Source organism: Rhizobium sp. 62_C5_N11_2 (genome assembly GCF_051811185.1).
Taxonomy (GTDB): Bacteria; Pseudomonadota; Alphaproteobacteria; order Rhizobiales; family Rhizobiaceae; genus Rhizobium; species Rhizobium leguminosarum.
This window is the reverse complement of sequence record NZ_JBPWPW010000001.1, coordinates 4,031,642-4,056,984: the sequence shown is the minus strand read 5'-3', so window position 1 is coordinate 4,056,984 and position 25,343 is coordinate 4,031,642. Positions and strand designations below refer to the sequence as shown.

The 25,343-nt window shown below is 61.8% G+C and carries 16 protein-coding genes; 9 read left to right on the top strand and 7 right to left on the bottom strand.

Going from position 1 to position 25,343, the window contains the following annotated elements; all coding sequences use genetic code 11:
* Positions 1-70 precede the first annotated feature (70 nt).
* The 7 genes from AB8B31_RS19940 to AB8B31_RS19910 all read left to right on the top strand — a co-directional run bounded on the left by AB8B31_RS19940 (position 71) and on the right by AB8B31_RS19910 (position 8,953).
* Positions 71-964: a LysR family transcriptional regulator gene (locus tag AB8B31_RS19940; RefSeq protein WP_003543441.1), complete on the top strand. Its 894-nt coding sequence runs from the start codon at positions 71-73 to the stop codon at positions 962-964.
* Between the two features lie 135 nt (positions 965-1,099).
* The gene (locus tag AB8B31_RS19935; RefSeq protein ID WP_018243843.1) at positions 1,100-1,579 is read left to right on the top strand and encodes a formate dehydrogenase subunit gamma; all 480 of its coding nucleotides are present in this window, start codon (positions 1,100-1,102) and stop codon (positions 1,577-1,579) included.
* On the top strand, positions 1,576-3,132 hold the full coding sequence (locus tag AB8B31_RS19930) for a formate dehydrogenase beta subunit (protein ID WP_028734246.1): 1,557 nt from the start codon (positions 1,576-1,578) through the stop codon (positions 3,130-3,132). The genes AB8B31_RS19935 and AB8B31_RS19930 overlap by 4 nt, the downstream gene beginning before the upstream one ends.
* 57 nt (positions 3,133-3,189) lie before the next feature.
* Positions 3,190-6,069, top strand: coding sequence for a formate dehydrogenase subunit alpha (gene fdhF / locus AB8B31_RS19925; protein WP_028734247.1), 2,880 nt, complete (start codon positions 3,190-3,192; stop codon positions 6,067-6,069).
* 37 nt (positions 6,070-6,106) lie between these two features.
* Positions 6,107-6,931: a formate dehydrogenase accessory sulfurtransferase FdhD gene (fdhD, locus tag AB8B31_RS19920; protein ID WP_028734248.1), complete on the top strand. Its 825-nt coding sequence runs from the start codon at positions 6,107-6,109 to the stop codon at positions 6,929-6,931.
* Positions 6,921-7,151, top strand: coding sequence for a formate dehydrogenase subunit delta (locus AB8B31_RS19915; RefSeq protein ID WP_028734249.1), 231 nt, complete (start codon positions 6,921-6,923; stop codon positions 7,149-7,151). Before fdhD ends, AB8B31_RS19915 begins: the two co-directional genes overlap by 11 nt.
* Before the next feature lie 143 nt (positions 7,152-7,294).
* Entirely contained in the window at positions 7,295-8,953 is a 1,659-nt protein-coding gene (locus AB8B31_RS19910; protein WP_028734250.1) for an OFA family MFS transporter, read from the top strand.
* 119 nt (positions 8,954-9,072) lie between these two features.
* On the opposite strand, the gene AB8B31_RS19905 is transcribed toward AB8B31_RS19910, so the two are convergent.
* From AB8B31_RS19905 to rocF, 4 genes are all read right to left on the bottom strand, one after another.
* Entirely contained in the window at positions 9,073-10,833 is a 1,761-nt protein-coding gene (locus tag AB8B31_RS19905) for a methyl-accepting chemotaxis protein (RefSeq protein ID WP_028734251.1), read from the bottom strand.
* A gap of 292 nt (positions 10,834-11,125) precedes the next feature.
* Positions 11,126-11,602, bottom strand: a complete 477-nt coding sequence (locus AB8B31_RS19900) for a chemotaxis protein CheW (protein WP_003543427.1) — start codon at positions 11,600-11,602, stop codon at positions 11,126-11,128.
* A 297-nt stretch (positions 11,603-11,899) separates the two neighbouring features.
* Positions 11,900-13,099: an ornithine--oxo-acid transaminase gene (gene rocD / locus AB8B31_RS19895; RefSeq protein ID WP_028734252.1), complete on the bottom strand. Its 1,200-nt coding sequence runs from the start codon at positions 13,097-13,099 to the stop codon at positions 11,900-11,902.
* A gap of 76 nt (positions 13,100-13,175) precedes the next feature.
* Complete coding sequence (gene rocF, locus AB8B31_RS19890) at positions 13,176-14,111, bottom strand: arginase (RefSeq protein WP_018243836.1); 936 nt, start codon at positions 14,109-14,111, stop codon at positions 13,176-13,178.
* A 124-nt stretch (positions 14,112-14,235) separates the two neighbouring features.
* On the opposite strand from rocF, the gene AB8B31_RS19885 reads away from it, so the two are divergent.
* Positions 14,236-14,673, top strand: coding sequence for an Lrp/AsnC family transcriptional regulator (locus AB8B31_RS19885; protein ID WP_018243835.1), 438 nt, complete (start codon positions 14,236-14,238; stop codon positions 14,671-14,673).
* Between the two features lie 62 nt (positions 14,674-14,735).
* On the opposite strand, the gene AB8B31_RS19880 is transcribed toward AB8B31_RS19885, so the two are convergent.
* From AB8B31_RS19880 to AB8B31_RS19870, 3 genes are all read right to left on the bottom strand, one after another.
* Entirely contained in the window at positions 14,736-21,158 is a 6,423-nt protein-coding gene (locus AB8B31_RS19880; protein ID WP_439007525.1) for a translocation/assembly module TamB domain-containing protein, read from the bottom strand.
* A 66-nt stretch (positions 21,159-21,224) separates the two neighbouring features.
* Complete coding sequence (locus AB8B31_RS19875) at positions 21,225-23,153, bottom strand: autotransporter assembly complex protein TamA (RefSeq protein WP_028734254.1); 1,929 nt, start codon at positions 23,151-23,153, stop codon at positions 21,225-21,227.
* A gap of 169 nt (positions 23,154-23,322) precedes the next feature.
* Entirely contained in the window at positions 23,323-23,580 is a 258-nt protein-coding gene (locus AB8B31_RS19870; RefSeq protein ID WP_012759223.1) for a YMGG-like glycine zipper-containing protein, read from the bottom strand.
* A gap of 325 nt (positions 23,581-23,905) precedes the next feature.
* On the opposite strand from AB8B31_RS19870, the gene hemA reads away from it, so the two are divergent.
* A complete protein-coding gene (gene hemA, locus AB8B31_RS19865) occupies positions 23,906-25,120 on the top strand; it encodes a 5-aminolevulinate synthase (RefSeq protein ID WP_018517247.1) in 1,215 nt (404 codons plus the stop codon).
* The last annotated feature ends 223 nt before the right edge of the window (positions 25,121-25,343 follow it).

The window sequence follows — 25,343 nt, the reverse complement described above, 5'->3', positions numbered from 1 at the left end:
CTTGCGGAGCACCGCTGCTGCGTCAAAGATGAACTGACCCGGATGATGTCATGCCGGATCGGGAGACCGGATGATCGACAAGCTGGAATTCTTCATCGCCCTTGCCAATGAAAAGCATTTTGGCCGCGCCGCGGAGGAGTGCGGGATCTCGCAGCCGACGCTTTCGGCTGCCATCCGGCAGCTCGAGGATCAGCTTGGCGTCATGCTGGTGCAGCGCGGTTCGCGGTTCCAGGGGCTGACGCCGGAAGGGCAGCGCGTGCTCGAATGGGCGCGACGCATCGTCGGCGATGCCCGCACCATGCGCGAAGAGATGCGCGCCGCGCGCCGCGGCCTTTCCGGCCACATCCGCCTCGCCGCTATTCCGACCGCGCTCGCCATGCTTTCGCGCATTACTACGCCTTTTCAGGAGCGGCATCCCGGCGTGACCTTTTCGATCGTCTCGCGGAATTCGCTGCAGGTGCTGAGCATGCTCGAAAACCTCGAAATCGATGCCGGCATCACCTATCTCGAAAACGAGCCGCTCGGCCGCGTCACGACCGTTCCCCTCTATGCCGAGCGCTATAATCTGATCACGGCTGCAGGCAGTCCGCTATCCGATCGCGACAACGTGACCTGGCGGGAGATCGGCGATCTTCGGCTTTGTCTATTGACTGCCGACATGCAGAACCGTCGGATCATCAACCGCCACTTGACCGAAGCGGGCGCCACAGCGCATCCGACGCTCGAATCCAACTCGATGATCGTGCTGTTCTCGCATGTCAGGACTGGACGCTGGGCGAGCATCATGCCGCGCAACGTCGCCAAATCCTTTGGATTTCCAGTGGAAATCCGCATGATCCCGATCGTCGAGCCGGAGGCGCATCATCTGGTCGGCCTTGTTGCGCCTTATCGCGAGCCCTTTACGCCGCTTGTATCGGCCTTGCTGCACGAGGCGAGGGTGCTCGTGCAAGACGAAGAACTCTGATAGAAAAAACCTATCAAGCAACGAGATAGCTTTATTGATCACCGGCTGCTTCCCTGAAATGGTAGTTGCGGAATAGCACTCGGCCGGGGGAGGCCCGCTATTCCGCAACGAGCAAGCCGCCGGGAGGGCTGCCTTATGACCATTCATATCGCCGAAGGCGATATTGCAGCGCGCACCCGAGCCATCGTCGCCGATCTTCGATTTCTCGAAGGGCCGCTGCTTCCCATTCTGCACGAGGTTCAGCAGGAATTCGGCTATGTGCCGCAGGAAGCCATGCCCGTCATCGCGGAGGAATTGAACCTCTCGCGTGCCGAGGTGCATGGCGTGGTGACCTTCTATCACGATTATCGCGACCATCCCGCCGGCCGGCACGTGCTGAAGCTCTGTCGCGCCGAAGCCTGTCAGTCGATGGGTGGCGATGCGCTGGCCGAACGCGTCAAGGCGCTGCTCGGCATTGATTTTCATCAGACGACGCTCGATGGCGGCGTGACGCTGGAGCCGGTCTACTGTCTCGGGCTCTGCGCCTGCGCGCCGGCGGTGATGCTTGACGGCGAGGTTTATGGCCGGGTCGACGATCAGACGGCGGCGGAACTCGTCGCGGAGGTACGTCGATGACGGTGAGGATATATGTTCCGCGCGATGCCGCAGCGCTGGCGCTCGGGGCCGAAAAGGTGGCAAAGGCGATTGCCCAGGAGATCGCCGCCCGCGGCTTCGATGCCGAGATCGTGCGCAACGGCTCGCGCGGAATGTTCTGGCTGGAGCCACTGGTCGAGATCGAGGTAGCCGGAAAGCGCATCGGCTATGGACCGGTGACGTCCAAGGATGTGGCCGATCTGTTCAATGCCGGGATGATTGATGGAGGCGAGCATCGACTCTGTCTCGGGGAGGTTGAAGACCTCCCGTTCCTCAAGGAGCAAACTCGCCTGACCTTCGCCCGCTGCGGCGTCACCGATCCGCTTTCGCTGGCGGATTACGAGGCGCATGGCGGTCTTGCCGGCCTTCGCCGCGCCGTTTCGATGACATCAGCCGAAATCGTCAAGGAAGTCACCGATTCCGGCCTGCGCGGACGCGGCGGCGCCGGCTTTCCCACAGGCATCAAGTGGAAGACCGTTCTCGACGCCGCCGGCGAACGCAAATATATCGTCTGCAATGCCGATGAGGGCGACAGCGGCACTTTTGCCGACCGGATGATCATGGAGGGCGATCCCTTCGTGTTGATCGAGGGCATGGCGATATCAGGGCTGGCGACCGGGGCGACCAAGGGTTTCGTCTATACGCGTTCGGAATATCCGCATGCGATCGCTGTCATGACCGAGGCCGTCGGCCTCGCGCGCCAGGCCGGTATCCTCGGACCATCGGTGCTCGGATCCGGCCGCGCCTTCGATATCGAGGTGCGCACCGGCGCCGGCGCCTATGTCTGCGGTGAGGAGACGGCGCTGCTGAACAGCCTCGAGGGCAAGCGCGGCATCGTGCGCGCCAAGCCGCCGCTGCCGGCGCATAAGGGGCTGTTTAACTGTCCGACCGTCATCAACAACGTGATCTCGCTGGCTTCGGTGCCCGTTATCATGGAAAAGGGTGCGGCCTTCTACCGCGATTTCGGCATGGGCCGCTCACGCGGCACCATCCCGCTGCAGATTGCCGGCAATGTCAGATATGGCGGCCTCTTTGAGACGGCCTTTGGTCTTTCGCTCGGAGATATCGTCGACAAGATCGGTGGCGGTACAGTGACGGGACGGCCGGTCAAAGCCGTGCAGGTCGGCGGACCGCTCGGCGCCTATTTCCCGCGGGCGCTGTTCGACACGCCGTTCGATTACGAATCCTTCGCCGCCAAGGACGGGCTTATCGGCCATGCCGGCATCGTCGTTTTCGACGACACGGCCGATATGCTGAAGCAGGCGCGTTTCGCGATGGAATTCTGCGCCGTCGAAAGCTGCGGCAAGTGCACGCCCTGCCGCATCGGCTCGACGCGCGGCGTCGAGACGGCCGATAAGATCGCCCGCGGTATCGAGCCGGAGAAGAACCGGGTGCTGCTTGCCGATCTCTGCAACACGATGAAGTTCGGCTCGCTCTGTGCGCTGGGTGGTTTCACGCCCTATCCCGTCATGAGCGCCATGACGCATTTCCCGGAGGATTTTTCGCCGGCACCTCTGGTGGAGGCGGCGGAATGACGAGTTTTTCATGGAACGCCTGCGCTGACGTCACCATCTCAAGCAAGGAGACCAATCATGTCTCTCATCCATGAAATCGACTACGGCACCCCTGCTTCGAAGTCCGAGGCCATGGTGACGCTCACCATCGACGGACAGCAGATCAGCGTGCCGGAGGGCACCTCCATCATGCGCGCCTCGATGGAGGCCGGCATCAAGGTGCCGAAGCTCTGTGCCACCGACATGGTCGACGCTTTCGGCTCCTGCCGGCTCTGCCTCGTCGAGATCGAGGGTCGCAACGGCACACCCTCCTCCTGCACGACGCCGGTGGCGGCAAACATGGTGGTGCACACGCAGACGGGGCGGCTGAAGGATATCCGCCGCGGCGTGATGGAACTCTATATTTCCGACCATCCGCTCGACTGTCTCACCTGCGCGGCCAACGGCGATTGCGAATTGCAGGACATGGCGGGCGCCGTCGGCCTGCGCGATGTGCGCTACGGCTATGAGGGCGACAACCACGTCAAGGCGCGCAGCAATGGCGACATCAATCTGAAATGGATGCCGAAGGACGAATCCAATCCCTACTTCACCTATGATCCCTCCAAGTGCATCGTCTGTTCGCGTTGCGTGCGCGCCTGCGAGGAAGTGCAGGGCACCTTCGCGCTGACGATCGAGGGCCGTGGCTTCGGCTCACGCGTTTCGCCCGGCATGCACGAGCATTTCATCGATTCCGAATGCGTGTCCTGCGGCGCCTGCGTCCAGGCCTGCCCGACGGCGACGCTGACGGAGAAATCGGTGATCCAGATCGGCCAGCCGGAGCATTCAGCCGTGACCACCTGCGCCTATTGCGGCGTCGGCTGTTCTTTCAAGGCGGAGATGCGCGGCGAGGAACTGGTGCGCATGGTGCCGTGGAAGGACGGTCAGGCCAATCGCGGCCATTCCTGCGTCAAGGGCCGCTTCGCCTATGGCTATTCCACCCACAAGGACCGCATCCTCAATCCGATGATCCGCGAAAAGGTCAGCGATCCCTGGCGGGAAGTGAGCTGGGACGAAGCCTTCGCGCATGTGGCGCTGGAGTTCCGCCGCATCCAGTATCAATACGGCCGCGAGGCGATTGGCGGCATCACCTCGTCGCGCTGCACCAATGAGGAAACTTATCTGGTGCAGAAGCTGATCCGCGCCGGCTTCGGCAACAACAATGTCGATACCTGCGCCCGCGTCTGCCATTCGCCGACCGGCTACGGCCTCGGCCAGACGTTCGGCACGTCGGCGGGCACGCAGGATTTCGACAGCGTCGAGCATTCGGATGTCGTCGTCGTCATCGGCGCCAACCCGACCGACGGGCATCCGGTGTTCGGCTCGCGGCTGAAGAAGCGGCTGCGCCAAGGCGCCAAGCTCATCGTCATCGATCCGCGCCGCACCGATATCGTCCGCTCGCCGCATATCGAGGCGTCGTATCACCTGCCGCTGAAGCCCGGCACCAATGTCGCGGTCATGACGGCGCTGGCGCATGTGATCGTCACCGAAGGCCTCTTTGACGAGGCGTTCATCCGCGAGCGCTGCGACTGGTCGGAGTTCGAGGATTGGGCGGCCTTTGTCGCCGAACCGCAGCACAGTCCCGAGCAGACCGAGATCTTCACCGGCGTGCCGGCGGCGGATATGCGCGGCGCGGCAAGGCTCTATGCCAAGGGCGGCAACGGTGCGATCTATTACGGCCTCGGCGTCACCGAACACAGCCAGGGCTCGACCACGGTCATCGCGATCGCCAACCTGGCGATGGCGACCGGCAATATCGGCCGTCCCGGCGTCGGTGTGAACCCGCTGCGCGGCCAGAACAATGTGCAGGGCTCCTGCGACATGGGTTCCTTCCCGCACGAACTGCCGGGCTACCGGCACATTTCCGACGATGCGACGCGTGACATCTTCGAAAAGCTCTGGGGCGTGAAGCTCAACAACGAACCGGGCCTGCGTATTCCGAACATGCTGGACGCGGCAGTCGACGGCTCCTTCAAGGGCATCTACATCCAGGGTGAAGACATCCTGCAGTCCGATCCCGATACCAAACATGTCGCGGCGGGGCTTGCGGCGATGGAATGCGTCGTCGTGCAGGATCTGTTCCTCAACGAGACCGCCAATTACGCCCATGTCTTCCTGCCGGGCTCGACCTTCCTGGAGAAGGACGGCACCTTCACCAATGCGGAACGCCGCATCAACCGCGTGCGCAAGGTGATGTCGCCGCGCAACGGCTATGGCGACTGGGAAGTGACGCAGAAGCTTGCCCAGGCGATGGGGCTTGACTGGCATTATACCCATCCGTCCGAGATCATGGACGAGATCGCTGCGACGACGCCGAGTTTCGCGATGGTCTCCTACGACTATCTCGATAAAATGGGCTCGGTGCAGTGGCCCTGCAACGAGAAGAACCCGCTCGGCTCACCGATCATGCATGTCAATGGCTTCGTGCGCGGCAAGGGCAAGTTCATCCGCACCGAATACGTAGCGACCGACGAGCGTACCGGTCCGCGCTTTCCGCTGCTGCTGACAACCGGCCGCATCCTCAGCCAGTACAATGTCGGGGCGCAGACGCGGCGGACCGAGAATGTCATCTGGCACGCGGAAGACCGGCTGGAAATCCATCCACACGATGCCGAGCAGCGCGGCGTTCGCGATGGCGACTGGGTGAAACTCGGCAGCCGCTCCGGCGACACGACGCTCAGGGCGCTGATCACAGATCGCGTCGCGCCGGGTGTCGTTTATACGACCTTTCATCATCCCAATACGCAGGCGAACGTCATCACCACCGATTTCTCCGACTGGGCGACGAACTGCCCGGAATACAAGGTGACGGCGGTGCAGGTCTCGCCCTCCAACGGGCCGAGTGAATGGCAGCTGGAATATGACGAGCAGGCGCGGCAATCACGCCGCATCGCTGGCAAGCTCGAGGCAGCGGAGTGAGAATGCAGGGGCGGCTCTGTAAGCAGGAACGCGCATCATGACCTTCACCGTCACTGCCCATGCGCCCGAAACCGCCCGCCGCAACGGCATTATGCACACGAGCTCTCGCATCGTGCCGGAAGAAGTGCCGATCGCCTTTTCCTACGGCGGCAGTTCGCATGCGGTGATGATGGCAACACCTGCGGATCTCGAGGATTTTGCCCTCGGATTCAGTCTGACCGAAGGGATCATTGCGGGGCCGGCGGAGATATCGGGCGTCGAGGTCATCGAGGGTGAGCAGGGGATCGATGTGCAGGTGAGCCTGGTCGACGATGTCGCCGATCGGCTGCGGGCACGGCGCCGCAGCATGGCGGGACCGGTCGGCTGCGGGCTCTGCGGCATCGAATCGATCGAACAGGCGGTGCGGCCGGTGCCTGACGTTTCGAAATCGCCGCTGGCGCTGTCGCATGCGGATATCGTCCGCGCCGTTTCGCTTCTGAACGAGGCACAGCCGTTGCATCGTGAGACACGGGCGGTGCATGGCGCCGGGTTCTATCTTCCTGGCAGAGGGCTGATTGCCGTGCGCGAAGATGTCGGCCGGCACAATGCGCTGGACAAGCTCTGCGGCGCCGTCATCCGCGCCGGTGAAAGAGGCGGCGACGGCGCCGTCGTCGTCACCAGCCGGCTTTCCGTCGAGATGGTGCAGAAGGCGGCGATCCTCGGCAGCCCTGTGCTTATCGCCATTTCCGCGCCGACGGCTCTCGCCATCCGCACGGCCGAAGAGGCCGGCATGACGCTCGTCGCGCTGGTGCGCGGCGAGGATTTCGAGATCTTCACTCACCCGCACCGCATCTCGCCCGGAAGCATTGCCGATGTCGCATGATACCAAGACCAAGCTCGTCTATATGGCAAACCAGATCGCCACCTTCTTCAAGAGCCAGCCGGAAAGCGAGGCCGCGCAGGGGGTCGCCACCCATATCAACAAATTCTGGGACCCGCGCATGCGGCGGCAGTTGTTCGAAATTCTAGAGAATGAGGAAAACGGCCTGGATGCACTCGTGCTTCAGGCCGTTCCTCTTATCCGAAAGCCGGTGACACACTAGAGCGCGTTCCTCGCGCTTTAGGTATTTATTTCAATGCTTTAGTTCAAAAAAAGCGAGGATCGGTCCGTGCGGGAGGGAAGGCAGGAGCAACCTGCCTGCGCAAAAGCTGAAATCAAAGCAGATTTGTATCAAGGAGGATTTTCATGACCGCAGCGGAAAGACGGACAGATGGGGCGTTGGCGGGGGTAGGCCTGCTCGATCGTGAAAGGATCATCGCAAGGCCCGGGTTCAATCGGTGGCTGGTGCCGCCGGCAGCGCTCGCCATCCATCTCTGCATCGGCATGGCCTATGGTTTCAGCGTGTTCTGGCTGCCGCTTTCCAAGTCGCTCGGGATCACGGCCTCGACGGCCTGCCCCGATCTGACACTCGCCTCGGCGCTGTTCACCACGACTTGCGACTGGCGCGTTGCCGACCTCGGCTGGATCTATACGCTGTTTCTCGTTCTGCTTGGTTCGTCCGCCGCCATCTGGGGCGGCTGGCTCGAGCGGGCCGGTCCGCGCAAGGCGGGCGTCGTTTCCGCTTGCTGCTGGTGCGGCGGCATCATTCTTGCCGCCATCGGCGTCATCACTCATCAGCTCTGGATGATGTGGCTCGGTGCCGGCGTCATCGGCGGCATCGGTCTCGGCCTCGGTTACATCTCGCCGGTCTCGACACTGATCAAGTGGTTTCCCGACCGGCGCGGCATGGCGACCGGCATGGCGATCATGGGCTTCGGCGGCGGTGCGATGATCGGCGCCCCATTGGCCAACCTGCTGATGAATACTTTTAAGACCGACAGTTCGGTCGGCGTCTGGCAGACCTTCATCGTCATGGCGGCGATCTATTTCGTCTTCATGATGGGCGGTGCCTTCGGCTACCGCATTCCGCCGGCTGGCTGGCGTCCCGAGGGTTGGACGCCGCCTGTGGCCAAGAGCACGATGATCACCACCAAACATGTGCACCTGCGCGATGCCCACAAGACCAAGCAGTTCTGGCTGATCTGGGCCGTGCTTTGCCTCAACGTTTCGGCCGGTATCGGCGTTCTCGGCATGGCCTCGCCGATGCTGCAGGAAATCTTCGCCGGCTCGCTGATCGGCCTGCCGGACGTCGGCTTCGCCCAGCTCGACGCGGGCCAGAAGGCATCGATCGCCACGATCGCCGCCGGTTTTGCCGGTTTGCTGTCGCTCTTCAACATCGGCGGACGGTTCTTCTGGGCGTCGCTGTCCGACAAGATCGGCCGCAAGAATACCTATTATTGCTTCTTCGTCCTTGGCATCGTGCTCTATGCATTGGCGCCCACCTTCGCGGGCATGGGCAACAAGGCGCTGTTCGTTCTTTCCTTCGGCATCATCCTGTCGATGTATGGTGGCGGCTTCGCGACCATACCGGCCTATCTTGCCGATATTTTCGGCACCCAGTTCGTCGGCGCCATCCACGGCCGGCTGCTGACCGCCTGGGCAACGGCCGGTATCGTCGGTCCCGTCGTCGTCAACTATATCCGCGAAGCGCAGATCGCCGCCGGCGTTGCGCCCGGTCCAACCCTCTATACCGGCACCATGTATATCCTCGCCGGCATGCTGGCGCTCGGGCTCATCGCCAATTCGCTGATCAGGCCGCTTTCGGACAAATGGTTCATGTCCGATGGCGAGGTCGCTGCGCTGCAGGCGAAGTCGGCGGCCGTCAATGCCGGTCCGACGGGTTCCTTCGGCATCGGCACAGGCGGGCTGGACGCCAAGGCGATGCTTGCCTGGGCCGTCGTCGGCGTGCCGTTGCTCTGGGGTGTCTGGGTGACGCTGCGGGCGACTTTGGCGCTGTTCGGCTGAGCCATCAAAGCGCGTCGCATGGGTGTTCATACGACGCGTTTATCTTCGTAGACGGTGCAATCTGATCAAAGTGCCGCCTGGCGGCGGCACAGTAAAATGACGATGTGCGGAGACTGGGATCAGAACTCTTCCCAGCTCTGGGCAGTTGCCGCGGCAGTCCCGTGCGCCTTTGCGACACGTGAAACAAGATGCAGCGCCGGTGAGCCCGTCTGTCTTGCCTCATGCCTGCCGGCGGTCTGGGTCTGGCCTGGCAGACGGAACCTCGTCAGCAGAACACGCAGCGTTTCGGCCTCTCTCGCAAGGCTGTGGCTGGCAGCGGTGCTCTCCTCGACCATGGCGGCATTTTGCTGGGTTGCCTGATCCAGCGTATTGACGGCCTGGTTGATTTCCTTGAGGCCGGTTGCCTGCTCCCTGGAGGCTTCGACGATGGCGACGACGTTGCCGTCGATATCGCCGACCTGGGTGACGATCTCCTCGAGCGCTTTACCGGTTTGGCCGACGAGGCCGACGCCGTTCCTGACATGCTCGCCCGACGTGTTGATCAGCGTCTTGATCTCCTTGGCGGCGTTAGCGGAGCGCTGGGCGAGCTCCCTGACCTCCTGGGCCACTACGGCGAAGCCCTTGCCGGCTTCGCCGGCGCGGGCCGCTTCGACGCCGGCATTCAATGCCAGGAGATTGGTCTGGAAGGCGATATCGTCGATGACGCCGATGATGTTGGTGATTTCGCGGGAGGACTGTTCGATCTGGCCCATGGCGGCGACGGCATTGCGGACCACGATACCGGACTGCTCGGCGCCCTGCTTGGTCATGGCGACAAGGCGGCCGGCCTCATCGGCGCGACGGCTGGAATCGTTGACAGTCGTGGTGATCTCTTCCAGCGCGGCTGCGGTTTCTTCGATGGATGCGGCTTGCTGTTCCGTCCGCTTGGAGAAGGAGTCCGCCGATGCGCCAATCTCGCGTGAGCCGGAGGCGATCGCGCTGGCATTCTCGCCGATCGTCTTCATCGTCTCGGCAAGACCTTTGATTGCGGTGTTGAAATCGTGCCGCAACTGTTCCATCGACGGGACGAAGGGCGTGTCCACCGTCCGTGTCAGATCACCTTCGGACAGCTGGCGCAGCGCGCCACCAAGCAGTGAAATCGCGCTCATGCGTTGGGTGACGTCGGTTGCGAACTTCACGACCTTGTAGACCTTGCCGTCGGCATCGACGATCGGGTTATAGGCAGCCTGGATCCAGATTTCGCGGCCGTCCTTGCCGAAGCGGACGAATTCGTTGGCAATGAATTCGCCATTGGCAAGACGGCGCCAGAAGTTGCCGTAATCCTCGGTGCTGACATAGGCCGGATCGCAGAATATGCTGTGATGCTTGCCGGTGATCTCGGCCAGGGAGTATCCCATGGCTTTGCAGAAATTCTCATTCGCGGTCAGGATCTCGCCCTTCGGGGTGAATTCGATCGCCGCCTGCGAACGCGAGATCGCCTCCAGCTTGCCGGAATCCTCGACCGCCTGCTTCTTGGCGGCAGTGATGTCGGCCGCGAATTTCACCACCTTGAATGGCTTTCCGCCCTTGAGAATGGGATTGTAGGAAGCCTGGATCCATATCTCTCTGTTGCCCTTGGCGAGACGCTTGTAAGCACCGGCATCATATTCGCCGCGCCCGAGCCGTGCCCAGAAGGCACGATATTCAGGCGTTGCCGTATAGGCCGGCTCGCAGAACATGCTGTGATGCTTGCCGACGATCTCGCTCAGGCGATAACCAAGTGCATTGCAGAAATTCTCGTTCGCCGTGAGGATATTTCCCTTGAGGTCGAATTCGATAATCGCCTGCGATTTGGAAATGGCATTGAGAATATATTTCGAATCGGAAGATAGACCAAACATTCCCGTCCCTCTGAAATGCACAGTTTTCTGCTGCTTCGTCTGGTAAGGCGAAGCCGATCGGACAAGGAATGCCGGTGATGAGAAGACAGACAGTACAGGTTGTCATTCCCAGATTGGCGGAATACGTGTCATCCTTGAGTATCCCATGATGACGGAACGTGGTTAATTTCCGGTATAGAAGCTGTTTCTAATCAAAAGCGCCAAGGCGGATAGTGGCGGCCGATACTTGCTCGCGATGCGCAACAAAAAACCGCCCGGGTGGGCGGTTTTTATTGAGAATTATATTGGCCGATCAGGCCGCCAGTTCATCCGTCTCGTTTTCCTTGAACATCTTGGCGAGATTCAGGAAGCAGATCATTCCGTTTTCCGAGGCAATGATACCTTCGCAATAAGCGCGGTCGAAGGAGGCGGTCACCTCGGGCACCGGCTGGACCTGGCTGGAGGAGATGGTGAGGATATCCGAGACGCGGTCGACAAGCATGCCGATGACCATGCTGTGAACTTCGGCGACGACGATGGCGCTGCGCTCATTGGCGACCGTGCTTTTCATGCCGAGTTTGAAAGCAAGATCGATGATCGGGATCACCGAGCCGCGCAGGTTCATGACACCTATGACATCGGCCGGCGCATGCGGGATCGGCGTCGACGGCGCCCAGCCGCGGATTTCGCGGATGGTCGTGGTCTTGACGCAGAATTCCTGGTCATGCAGGCGGAAGGCAATAATTTCGAGCGTATCGCCGCTGAAGTTAGTCGAATTGATCGTGGCCATTAGAATTCTTCCCAACTATCGTAAGCCAGGGCAGAAGCGGATGCGCCACCATTGGCGCGGCCAAGCTTTGCCTTCATACCACGCGATGGCTTTGCGCTCGGCGAAGCATCGTTACGGTTATCGACGACATTAGCGAAAGAGTGTTGCCCAAATCTAAATCGGGAGACGCGATTGCGAAGGTTTTTAATCTCGGATGAAAACCAGGCGGGTTTGCTGTCGATCTCTTCCAGCCGATCTCTGGTTTTCGGGATCTTCCATGCATATTCGAGATCGTGAAGAAGAATTGCGCCGATTTACTCAGCCTATCGTCTTCTCAATCTGCGAGACTGCCCAATCCACCTGCTCTTTGGTGATGACCAGCGGCGGAGCGAGGCGAATTGTGTGGTCGTGGGTATCCTTGGCGAGAAGGCCGCGCTCTTTCAGCGCATGGCAATATTGCCGTGCGCCGCCGGCTTCGGGTTCCAGTTCGATGGCCATCATCAGGCCACGGCCGCGCACGTCCCTGACGATGTTCGAGCGGATCGACCCGAGGCCTTCGAGGAAGTAGTCGCCCATGACAGCGGCGTTCTCGATCATGCCCTCTTCCGTCAGCACCTTGAGCGCGGCACGCGCTACTGCGCAGGCGAGTGGATTGCCGCCGAAGGTCGAGCCGTGTTGGCCGGGCTGCAGCACGCCCAGAACTTCGGAATTCGAAAGCACGGCCGACACGGGATAGAAGCCGCCGGACAGCGCCTTGCCGATCAGCGTCACGTCGGCCTCGATGCCTTCGTGCTCCTCCGCCAGCAGCTTGCCGGTACGGCCGAGGCCGGTCTGAATCTCGTCGAGGATCAGGGTGACGTTGTTTGCCGTGCAGAGTTCGCGGATGCGGGTGAAATAACCTGCCGGCGGAATGATGACGCCGGCTTCGCCCTGGATCGGCTCGATCAGGGCAGCCACCGTATTGCCATTGATTGCGGCGGCGAAAGCCTCGGCATCGCCGAAGGGAATGATGCGGAAGCCTGGCGTATAGGGACCGAAGCCGGCGCGGGCTTCGGGATCGGTGGAGAAACTGATGATGCTCAGCGTCCGACCATGGAAATTATCAGCGCAGACGATGATCTCCGCCTTGCCTTCCGGCACGCCCTTGACCTCGTATCCCCATTTGCGCACCGCCTTGATGGCGGTCTCCACCGCTTCGGCGCCAGAATTCATCGGCAGGATCTTGTGGGAGCCGGTGAGAGCCGCAAGCTCTTCGTAGAGATAGGCGAGCTGGTCGTTGCGGAAGGCGCGGGAAGTGAGCGTCAGCCTGCCCGCCTGCTCGACCATTGCGGCGAGGATCTTCGGATGACAATGGCCCTGGTTGACGGCGGAATAGGCCGAGAGGCAATCGAGATAACGGTTGCCGTCGGTATCCCAGACATAAACACCTTCGCCACGCGTCAGCACCACGTCGAGCGGCTTGTAGTTATGGGCGCCGAGCCGTTGTTCCGTGGCGATCAGTTTTTCCGAAGTGTTCATGGCCGTTCTCCCTCTAGTTTTATTTCAACGCATGTCGTTATCGCAAAACCGCTGCACACTTTTGCTCGACATGCTCTTATGCGGCGCGTGTCGGACGATCGAAGATGCGGCGGCCGAAGAGGCTTGCCGTCAGCTCCACCAGGATGCGGGCGCTCTTGCCGCGATCGTCGAGAAACGGATTGAGTTCGACGAGATCGAGCGACGAGACGAGGCCGCTGTCCGAGAGCATTTCCATCACCAGATGCGCCTCGCGAAAAGTCGCGCCACCCGGGACCGTCGTGCCGACACCGGGAGCGATCTCGGGATCGAGGAAATCGAGGTCGAGGCTGACGTGCAGCAGGCCGTTTGCCCTGGTCACGACATCGAGGATCTCACGCATGATGGCGCCGATGCCCTGCTCGTCGATCGCGCGCATGTCGAAGACATTGACACCGTGTTCGTGGATTTCCTCGCGCTCGCGCGCATCGACCGAACGGATGCCGACCTGGAAGACATTCTTTGGATCGACGAACGGACGTCCCTTCGGCAGGATCTCGGCGAACTCCGCCTCGCCACAGAAGAAGGCGACAGGCATACCGTGAATATTGCCGGACGGCGACGTGGCCGGAGAATTGAAATCGGCATGGGCATCAAGCCAGAGGACGAAGAGCGGGCGGTCTTTGCTGGCGGCATAGCGGGCCATGCCGGAAACGCTGCCCATGGAAAGGCTGTGGTCGCCGCCGAGAATCAGCGGAAAACGGCCGGAGGCGGCCACGTCGTAGACGCTACTTTCGAGGGCGCGCGTGAAGGCGCCGACGATCCTCAGATTGTGGGCCTTCGGGTGGTTCGGCAGATCCATCGCCGGCACGATCCTGAGATCGCCGATATCGGCGACGTCATGGCCAAGCTCGATCAGCGTCTGGTCGACGCCGGCAATGCGCAGGGCCGCAGGGCCCATGGCAGCCCCTCTGCGGCCGGAGCCTTCTTCCAGCGGCGCGCCGATGAGGGTGACAGATCGCGATTGGGTATTCATTTTGGAGGGCTCCGTGTTGAGGCCTGTTTCGGCCGATAGTGGGATAAAGGGCTGGCGGCAAAAAGATGGAAAAGTGTCAGAAATGGACTATGATTGCGCAGATTGATAAACCTATTTTGACAAAGTGATCAGCGTGGATGATCTCGACACTGAACTTCTGAGTGCACTTCGCCATAACGCCCGGATTTCCGTCTCTTCGCTTGCGGCATTGACGGGTGCATCACGGGCAACGGTTGCCGCCCGGATCGAGCGGCTGGTCGCCAGCGGCACCATCGTCGGCTTCACCATCCGCACCGGTCATGAGACGCGGTCCGCCGGCGTGCGCGCCATCGTCATGATCGAGGTGCTCGGCAAGCTCGCCGACAGGGTGGCCGATCAGTTGAGGGGCCTACCGCAGGTGCGGGCGCTTCACAGCACCAACGGCAAATGGGATTTCGTCGCCGAACTCGAGGATCGCGACCTTGCTGCCTTCGACGAGACGCTGCACCGGATCCGGCTGATCAATGGCATCAATTCGACAGAAACCAACATCCTTCTCAAGACCAGCAAAACCGGTTTCTAAGCCGGGTTAGAGCTTTTGCATGCCATCGGTCCAAAGCCGCTGCCAGCTTCGGGCGAGATGGATCAATATTCCCGTTCGTAGACAATCCCGGCTTCGCCCTCACCGTTGCCACCGGCCCCCCCGCGCAGCTTGACGCCGCGGCCGACATCGAGGTTGATCACCGCCTTGGCGCCAGCCGAACCGCCCTGCTGCAATTCGAAATAGGTGCGATCGTTAAGATAGCGGCCGACGCTGACGCTCGTCTGGCCCTTGGAATCGGTGCTGACGTCGAAATCGTCGACGCCAAGCTGATTGCGCAGGCCTTCGAAAAGCGAGGTCGAGCGGTTGCCGGCCAGCTGACTGACGGCGTCGGCGAGCTGGGCGATCTGCACCGGCGAGAGTTTCGACATCGACTGGCCGAAGATCAGCTGCGCCAGCACCTCGTCCTGCGGCAGCTGGGGCGAGGAGGAAAAGGTAATCGCGGGGTCGGTGGCGAGACCCGCGACGTCGACGGTCAGCGTCGTCGAGCCGGAGGCCGAGGTCGCTTCCATATCGAGCGCCGGCGTCAGGTCGCCGGCGAAGGTGATCCTGCTCTTGTCGGAGAAATCCAGGCGGCGGTTGAGAATGGTCATGCGACCGCGGCGCATGATGAAACCGCCGGTCACGATGGGTGCAGCCGCTGTTCCGCGGATGGTCACCCGGCCGCCAAGCTCGGCATCGATGCCGCGGCCGCGTACGAAGATATGCGAGGGCGCATCGATTTCGAGATCCAGTGTGATCACGGAGGATTTCTCGCCGGGTTTCCGCTCACCGTCATCGCGCAGCTGCGCAAGCACCGCCCGCGGCGCATTCTTATGCCGGATGTCGACTTCTCTCAGCGAGGTCGGCAATTTTTCCGGGACCGTGATCGAGGTTTTGTCGAGCCGAAGCTTGCCGCTCAGCGTCGCATTCATGATCGGCCCGCGCAGGCCGACCGTGCCATTGACGGTCGAGACGACAAGCGTTCCATCGACATAGACCGCCTTGTCGAGCTTGATCGAAATGTCAGCGGGAAAGCCGCCGGCCGGCTGGATGCCGATGGTACCGCTGGCCGAAATCGTGCCGCCGCCGCCAAGGTTGCCGCTGAGGCGCGATATCACCGCCTGGCTGCCATTGAAGGTCACGGTCGCCGCAAGATTGTTGACGGCAAGATTGCGTCGGACGTCGACGAGCTTGGCGCCTGATGTCGAGACAGTGCCGTTGATAACAGGCGCTGCGGCCGTTCCGCCAATCTGGAGGTTGACGGTGGCGACGCCGTCCGCAACGAGCCCCTGCTGCGCAAGCGGGGCGCCGAGCACGGCGAAAGGAAGATTGCCGTTGAATCGCATGTCGAGGGCGCGATTGCCTGTGATCACGACACTGCCGCCGCCTTTCAGCGACATGCCGGCGTCACCGGCAAGGCTGGTGTCGACCGTCAGCCTGTTTCCGGCAAGTTTGCCTGATGCACCGATGCTGAACGGCGAAAGGCCGGCACCTTTGGTCTGGCTCGTCGCCGCGTTCTTCCAGTCGACCTTGAAGTCGACGGAGGGCGCCGATAGCGTGCCGGTGGCCTTTGCGGTTGCCGACACCGCGCCCTCGGCTGCAAGGCCGGGAACGAAGCCGTTGGCGATGCTGGCCGGAAGATTGGTGGTATTCGCCGTAACATCGAGAGACTTGATCGACGTGCCTGCGATGGCGAGATTGCCGGCGGCTTTCAGCGCAATGCCGCCGCTGCCGTTGAGCGCGGCATCAAAATCCAGCCTGTCACCGGCGTATTTTCCGGTCGCCGCCAGCGCAAGGCGGGAAAGGCCGGCAGCCTTGGTGTGGCTGGTCGCGGCATCTTTCCAGTTGAGCTTGAAATCGACGATCGGATTTGCCGTCGTTCCCGACGTTATGGCGCTTGCCGAAAGCGTGCCCTCGGCACCGAGACCGGGAACGAAAGCATTTGCGATATTTGCCGGCAGCGCCGGGATATCGGCATTGATCGAAAGGTCCCGGATGGCCGTTCCCGCGATCGTGACGCCGCCCGTCGCCTTGGCCAACACGCCGTCCTTGCCGGCGAGATTGGCATCGAAATCGACCCGGTCGTTGGCGAACTTGCCGGACGCCGCAGCACTCAGGCCCGAAAGGCCGCTGCTCTTGGTCTGGGCGGTCGAAGCGTTCTTCCAGTCGAGTTTGAAATCGACGGCCGGTTTCGGAAGCGCTCCGGAGGCAGATGCAGTTCCCGACACGGCGCCCTCTGCGCCAAGACCCGGGACGAAGCCGTTGGCGAGGCCTGCCGGCAGGTTGGCAAGATCGGCCTTGACGTCGAGGGTTTTAACGGAGGTGCCTGATATCGCGACGTTGCCGGCGGCCTTCAGCGAGAGGCCGTCCTGGCCGGCGAGATTGGCATCGAAATCGAGCCGGTCGTCGGCGAAGCGTCCGGATGTGGTGAGCGCGAGGCCCGAGAGATGAGCGCTTCTGGTCTGGCTGGTCGCAGCATCCGTCCAGTCGAGCTTGAAGTCGGCTTTCGGTGCGGCGAGTGTCCCTGAGGCGGACGCAGTGCCGGATATCGTGCCGCCGGCCGCCAGATTGGGAACGAACGCATTTGCGAGACTGGCCGGAAGCTTGGCAATCTCGGCATCGACCTTGATGCTGTCGATCGCCGTGCCGGCGAGTGCGACATTGCCCATGGCCTTCAGTGAGAGGTCTTTATCGCCGCTGACTGCAGCATTGAAATCAAGCTTGTTTTCAGCAAATTTTCCCGATGCGGTCACGCCGAGCGCTGCAAGGCCGGCACGCTTCGTGTGGCTCGTCGCCGCGTCTTTCCAAGTGAGATCGAAATCTGCATTCGGAACCGGGAGGGATCCCGTGGCCGAGATCTTTCCTGAGATCGCACCTTCGGCGGCGAGATCGGCGACGAAGCTGTTTGCGATATTTGCCGGAACATTCGCCAGTGTGGCGTCGACCGTGAGGTTGTCGATCGTCGTGCCCGTGATGGCGACATTGCCGATTGCCTTTAAGGAGAGGCTGTTGGCGCCGCCAACCACCGCATTGAAATCAAGCTTGTTGTCGGCAAATTTTCCCGATGCGGTCACGCCGAGCGCTGCAAGGCCGGCGCGTTTCGTGTGGCTCGTCGCCGCGTCTTTCCAAGTGAGATCGAAATCGGCACTCGGGGCGGAAAGCGACCCGCTGGCCGCGATCTTTCCGGAGATCACGCCTTCGGCGGCGAGATCGGCGACGAAGCTGTTGGCGATATTTGCCGGGACATTTGCCAGCGCTGCATCGACCTTGACGTTGTCGATCGTCGTGCCGGTGATGGCGACATTGCCGGTTGCTTTCAGCGAGAGGCTGTTGGCGCCGTCGACCACTGTATTGAAATCGAGCTTGCTATCGGCGAATTTTCCGGATGCCTTCACGCCGAGATCCGCAAGGCCGGCACGCTTCGTGTGGCTCGTCGCCGCGTCTTTCCAGTTGAGATCGAAATTGGCGGTCGGCGCAGCGAGGGAGCCGGAGGCCGCCACTTTTCCTGTAATCGTGCCTGCGGCGGCGAGATCGGGAACGAAACCGTTGGCGATGCGGGCAGGCAGGTTGAGGATATCGGCGTTGACATCAAGCACCGGTGCCTTCGGGTCGGCGAGCGCGACATTGCCGGCGGCCTTGAGCGAGAGGCCGTCATTGCTGCCGACCGTCGTGTCGAAATCGAGCTTGTTGTCGGCGAATTTGCCGCCGGCGGTGATGTCGAGCGGCGCCAGGCCGGCGCCCTTGGTCTGGCCCGTCGTCGCATCCTTCCAGTCGAGCTTGAAGTCGGCGACCGGTGCTGCCGGCGTTCCCGTCACGGCAATCGTTCCGGAGATCGTGCCGCCGGCTGAAAGGTTGGGCACGAAACCGTTGGCGAGCGCTGCCGGCAGCTCGCGGATATCTGCATCAAGCTTCAGCGTTTCGCCGGCGGAACCGCTAACGGTTACCGAGCCGGTGCCGGTTTTCAGCATCAGTCCGTTCAGATTGGCGGCGCCGCCGCCGATGGCGACCTGCGTCGGTGCGGCCAGCTCGATCGGGATATTGCGGGGGCTTGCCGAGAAGCGATCAAGGTTCAGGTGGATCGTGCCGTCCTGAGCCTCGATATTGCCCGCGGCCAGCACGGGATTGCCGTCATAGGCAGCATCGAGATCGAAGTCGGTATGGTTCTGCTGCTTGGTAAAACCCAGCGAAAGGCCGGCAAGCTTGTTCGTTCCGGCGCTTACCCCCTCGGCCTTGATAGTGCCGTTTGCGGCAAGGGCATTGAGATCGCTGATCGTGACATCGATATCCGGCTTGACGATCGCAAGCGTATCACGGTGGATCGAGCCGCCCGTTGCAAGCAGCTTGAGCGCAATCCTGCCACTGTCGCTGCTGACGCCGAGCGAACCCTTGAGATCGCCTTCGGCCTTCTGTCCGCCGAGTGCGGCGAGCAGGCCGACATTGGGGAAATCGAAGGTCAGTGCGGCTGTTGGCTCCAGGGTAGGCGAGAATTCCGCATTGCCGGTCAGCCGGTTGCCGCCGATATCGGCGGTCAGCGCCGGAATGCTTATCTTGCCGTCCTGCGAGGTGATGTCGCCGTTGATGCCGATCGGTTGGCCATCGATCGTGCCTGTGGCGGCGATCCTGCCCTGCGGCGCCTCGGGATCGGCGAGACCCGACAGGTCGATATTGAGGTTGCCGACCACGCGGTCGGCCATTTCAAGGCTGGCGGCCTTGAGATTGGCCGTCACGGAGATTGCCGGGAGCTCACCCCCCACTCTCAGCGCATAACCCGCGCCACCATTGGCGCCGGGGATGAGCTTGCCGACGTCAGGCAGCCGGCCGGAAAGATCGGCATTCAACATCCCGCCGTCGAGCGCGACGTTGCCGGCGGCTTCGAGCGTGCCGGATTTCAGGACGAGATTGGACAGTGCGAATTTTGACGGGATGGTGCCGACCACCTGGCTTTCGAGCGAGATCGGTCCGTCGAACCTGCTTGTCACCGCAGCCGGCAGAGCTGCCGGGTTGATGGTGAGCTTGAGGTTGCCGGTCAGCGCTTTGTCTGCCAGCCGGTAGGAGCCATTGAGGCCGCCGTTGATATTGGCGCTTTCGACGGTGGTGCCGTTGAAGCCGATGCCGGAGGGCGAGATCTGCAGCGGCGAGGCGATCGTGACCGGGCCTTGGACGGCGCGATTGAGCTTCGGGTCGGTGAAGGTCGTATCGCCGGCGACGAGGCGCAACTGGACGCTGCCGGAACGGGCGGCGAGATTGAAGGCGTCGCTCTTTGCGGTCAGCTTGATGTTGCCGATATTGGCCTGCGGAAGGGTTGCGGTGTCGAGCGAGCCGCTGACGTTCAGTCGGGCGGCCTGGGCATCGCCGGTTAGCGCCAGGTTGAGGCCAGAAATGAGGAAGCGCGCTTCGCCTTCAGCGAGCGGCCAGCGGAAATCGACAGGCCCCGACGTGCCGAGCAGATTGGCGTTCAGGCTGTTGTTGCCGGCTGGATCGAGGGTGCCCGAGGCGGCGATCACGACGCTGCCGGTGGCGATATTGCCGGTCTGGATATCGATCTTGCCGCGGTCGTCGAAGGTGGTGGCAAGATCGATATTGGTCTGGCCGGCAAAAAGCGGCCGGAATGCCGATGGAAGCAGCGAGCTCAAGTCACCGCCGCCCTTGAGGTCGAGGTGGTGCAATCCGTCTGCCGTGATCTGATGCCGGGCTTCGATTGCGGCGCGCTGCTGTCCGTCGAGGGCGGCCTGCACTTTGCCTTTCCAATCGGATATCGGCCCCTGGCCGTCGAGATCGATATTGACGGCCGGGCTATCCGGCAAGCCGAGAAAGCCCGCCAGCAGCCCGCCCTTCGGCTCGGAAAGCTGCGCCTTCAGCCGCAGCCGGTTTTCGGCTGGCGCAAAAGCGATGTCGGCGGCAAGCCGCGCATCCGGAACCGCGTGACGGCTGACATTGACGACGGCCTCGCCGCCATCGCCGTTCGCCGAAAGGCTGCCCTCGGCGGCGAGCGCAAAGGCGCGGCCGGCAACGGGTGCGGCAAGTTTGATATCGGGCAGCGCGACGCGGTCTATATCGACCTTGATCGGAAGAACGAATCCGCCGGAATGTTCAGCTCCGGGCCGCGACGGCAGGGTGCGCACCGGCTTGCGCAGCACGTTGATCGCTTCGATCTCGAAGCGTTTGGCGTGGAAGGTTCCGGTCAGCAGCGCCAGCGGATTCCAGTCGATCGCGATGCCATGAATTTCCGCAAAGACGCCCCTGGTGTCGGAGATGGAGATCTCGGCGGCGCGAAGCCCGCCGGTCAGAAGACCTTGCGGTTCACGCACCTGGATCGTCATGTCGCGGTTGGAAAGCGTGGAGGCTATCTTTTCGGTGACGATGCGGGCGCCAAAACTGGTGAAGCCGAAGATCGCAAGGGCCGCGACAGCGAGAATCAAAGTGACGCCGACGGCATAGCCGGTCAGCCGTACGATCCAGTTGACGATTTTTGCCAGCATTTGCATCGGCGCGGACACTACCCCGTTTTCATGACGGCTCACAGATCGGAAAACACGGGGGAATCGGCAATTCTAGAAAGATTGGCCGATGCCGGCGTAGATTCCGTAATCTGTGCCATCTTCGTACTTGTTCAGCGGCATGGCAAAATCAAGCCGCAGCGGGCCGAAAGGCGTTGCATATCGTATTCCGGCGCCGGCACCGGCGCGAATATCGGAAAAACCCGGAAAGGTGCTGTCCGATACGGTGCCGACATCGATGAAGGGCACGATGCCGATCGTATCGGTGATCTTGATGCGGGCCTCCAGCGAACCGGTCACATAGGAGCGGCCGCCGGTGGCATCGCCATTGTCGTTATAGGGCGAGATTTCCTGATAGCTGTATCCGCGCACGGAGCCGCCGCCGCCGGCAAAGAAGCGCTGCGTGGCGGGAATATCCCCAATGCTATCGCCGCCGATCAGGACGCCGGCGGCAACCTTGCCGGCAAGCACCACGCCGTCCTCCTGGCCGAACGGCAGGTAGCCGGAGATCGAGCCCTCGAATGCCGCATAGGGCGTGGCGTTGAAGATTTCGTAGCCGGGCTTTGCCGAGAATGTCGCGCGATAACCCTCCGTCGGGTTGAACTTGTCGTCACGTGCGTCGCGATCATATTGGATCGGCAGGGTGAAGGTCAGATAGTCGTTCTCGCCGAAGGCGTCATCGTCGCGCTCCCAGCTGACCTCGCCGCTCGCCGAGACCGTGTCCCGGTCGGTCAGCTCGTAGGAAAGGCCGAGCGAGGCGGTGACGAGCGTCGCGTTATAGGCATCCGGATTTTCGGTCTTGGCGACGATGCCCGCCTTCAGGGTGGCGGCGGGAAAGAAGGCGCCGGGCTTGGTGAAGAGGATGCCGGCGGAATAGTCGAGGCTGCCGACATCCGTCGTTTCGCCAAGCCGCGAGACCGCTCCCTCGATCCTCAGCGTTTCGGCTTCGCCGAACAGGTTGCGGTGGCCCCAATAGCCCTGAATGCCGAAGCCGTCGGTGGTGGAATATTGCGCGCCGACGCCGAAGTAGCGCCTCTTGCCTTCCGAAACCTCGATCGTCATCGGCAAGGTGCCATCAGGCGCCAGCGCATCCCCTTCGTGAATGGTGACGCTCGAAAAGACGCCGAGGGCGCGAAGCCGCTCGCCGGCTTTCTTCAGCGCTTCCGGGGAGTAGGCTTCGCCCTTGTTCAGCCGGGAATAGCGCTGGATGAAACCTGGCCTGACGGTCTTCTCGCCGGTGACGCCGACATCGCCGATCGGGGCGATGGGACCGCCCTCGGCAGCAAGGACGATATCGACGGTGTCGCTGTTATGATCGGCGACGACCTTGCGTTCGGTCAATTTGGCGAAGGGCCGGCCTTCGCTCTTCAATTGTTCGACGATCTTGTCGCCGGCCTTGATGATCGCCAGCGAGCCGGCTTGCGCGCCGGGGGCGAGGTCGTAATCGGCGGGATTATGGTTTGCGGCATCGCCGCCGAACTGTACCTCCCTGACCTTGAAAACAGGGCCGGGAGCAATGTCGACGGTGACGGGGATCGGCCCTGACCGGTCGAATGTCGGATTGGGCGGCAGGTCGTCGATATTCTTGCCGTCGATGGTGATCGTCACCAGGCCGCCATAACGGGCCTTTTCATACAGGGCGGCGATCAGCCGCTCACGGTCGTCACGCGCCTTGACGACGATGCCGAGATCGCCGGAAACCGGCTGCTTCTGGTCACTGAGGAGACGGGAACTGTTTTCCAGCGCTTCTTTCAGGTCGGGATCGGCGGTATCGGCCCTGAGGTCTACGTGGTAGCGCACCGGATCGGGCACCTGTTCGCCTTCGTCTTCTTCTTTGCCGAAAATGGTGATGCCGAAAAGCTTGAAGGCATAAGCGTCGCCGATCAGGACCGGTGAGAACGCAGCTGCCGCTGCGACTACCATCATGGTGCCTGTTCGCCGATACGCAGTACCTGTTTTCGGGCCTGTCCCTCTGATCCGCATCCGCCGCTTTTGGTTGTGTCTACATTGAAGCTTCGTTGCCCAGCCATGAACAGCTTAGCGACAAAATCGCGCGGGGTGTACCATTTTAAATTGCCAACGCGCTAATTTAGCACAAAAAATCCCGGACGTGTGTCCGGGATTTCCTGAATTTGCCGATTTCCAAGCGCTCTCAGCGCGGGCAACTATCGATGTAGCGGCGGCCGTAGCGGTCGCGATAGTAGCACTGGCCAGGCTGTTCCGCGACGCTGCCGATGAGGGCGCCGGACACGCCGCCGATAGCGGCGCCGACTGCCGCGCCACGGACGTTGCCGGTGACTACGCCGCCGATGACGGCACCTGATGCAGCGCCGATGCCGGCGCCTTGCTGCGTCGGCGTGCAGCTTGCGATCGACAGGCCGATCAATGCCAGTATGACAACTTTCTTCATCTTTTTTCTCCGAGGTTGTTGCCCAGCGGGCAAAGGCCGTCCCTTCTTATTTTTTGTCAGGCTAGACCGAAAACTATGTCGGAAGAAAGGGTTGTCCATCCGATGTGCTGATTTTTTTGCGATCAGGCTGGGTCGCCTTTTGCCCGGTCCGCAAATTCGGCTGCCGTCTGCGGCATCAATTTCGTTGATCGCGGCTCGCATATTTTTTATCTGGAATCATTCAAAAATCTGGGCCTTTTGCCGCAGTTGATGTTAAAGCAAAGGGTAAGCATTGACGCGCGGACGTCCAGTCATCAAGAACATCCGCGTGATACTGGAGCATATGATGGATTTCGAAGCGTTTTTCAAAAACGAGCTGGACGGGCTTCGTACCGAGGGCCGTTACCGCGTTTTTGCCGATCTCGAACGTCACCGCGGCAATTTTCCCCGCGCGACGCGTTACACCGTGGATGGCGAAAAGGAAGTCACGGTCTGGTGCTCCAACGACTATCTCGGCATGGGCCAGCATCCGAAGGTGATCGAGGCGATGAAGAACGCCATCGACCACTGTGGCGCGGGTGCGGGAGGCACCCGGAATATTTCTGGCACCAACCACCATCACGTCATGCTCGAGCGTGAGCTTGCCGACCTGCATGGCAAGGAAGCGGCGCTGATCTTTACGTCTGGCTATGTTTCCAACTGGGCAGCCCTCGGCACGCTCGGCGCGAAGATTCCCGGCCTCATCATCTTCTCCGACGCGCTGAACCATGCCTCGATGATCGAGGGCATCCGCTATGCCAAGTGCGACAAGGTGATCTGGAAGCACAACGATGTGGCCGATCTCGAAGCCAAGCTTAAGGCCGCCGATCCGAAGGCGCCGAAGCTGATCGCCTTCGAGAGCGTCTATTCGATGGATGGCGATATCGCCCCGATCAAGGAGATCTGCGATCTCGCCGACAAATATGGGGCGATGACCTATCTCGACGAAGTGCATGGCGTCGGCATGTACGGCCCGCGCGGCGGCGGTATTGCCGAGCGCGAGGGGCTGATGGACCGGCTGACGGTCATCGAGGGTACGCTCGGCAAGGCTTTCGGGGTGATGGGCGGCTATATCGCCGCTTCGACGGCGCTTTGCGATTTCATCCGCTCGTTTGCCTCCGGCTTCATCTTCACCACGGCGCTGCCGCCGGCACTTGCCGCCGGCGCCGTCGCCTCGATCCAGCATTTGAAGGTCAGCCAGTTCGAACGCGCCCGCCATCAGGACCGTGTCCGCAAGCTGAGAGCGCTGCTCGACCAGCGCGGGATCCCGCATATGCCCAATCCGAGCCATATCGTGCCGGTGCTGGTCGGCGATGCGGCCAAGTGCAAGTGGATCTCCGACCTGCTGCTCGACAATTGCGGCGTCTACGTCCAGCCGATCAACTATCCCACCGTGCCGAAGAAGACCGAGCGCCTGCGCATCACGCCGACGCCGCTGCATTCCGACGCCGATATCGCCCATCTGGTCGAGGCGCTGCATTCGCTGTGGTCGCGCTGCGCGCTCGCAAGGCACGTCGCCTGATTTTTCGATGATCGCTCGGTTCCAACCGTAATTCAGGGCCTCCACTGGAGGTTCTGACAGCGATCAGTCTTGCTCCCGCAAGACGCTGCAACAAGCCTCCCATGCCCGTTCAAGATCATCCGCTCTGCGCCTGGTCTTAACACCGATGACACATCGCAATCGGCCCGACCGATGCGCATGGATCTTTCCCTGCGCTTGCGTCCTCCCGCAAACTGCGTCGCCT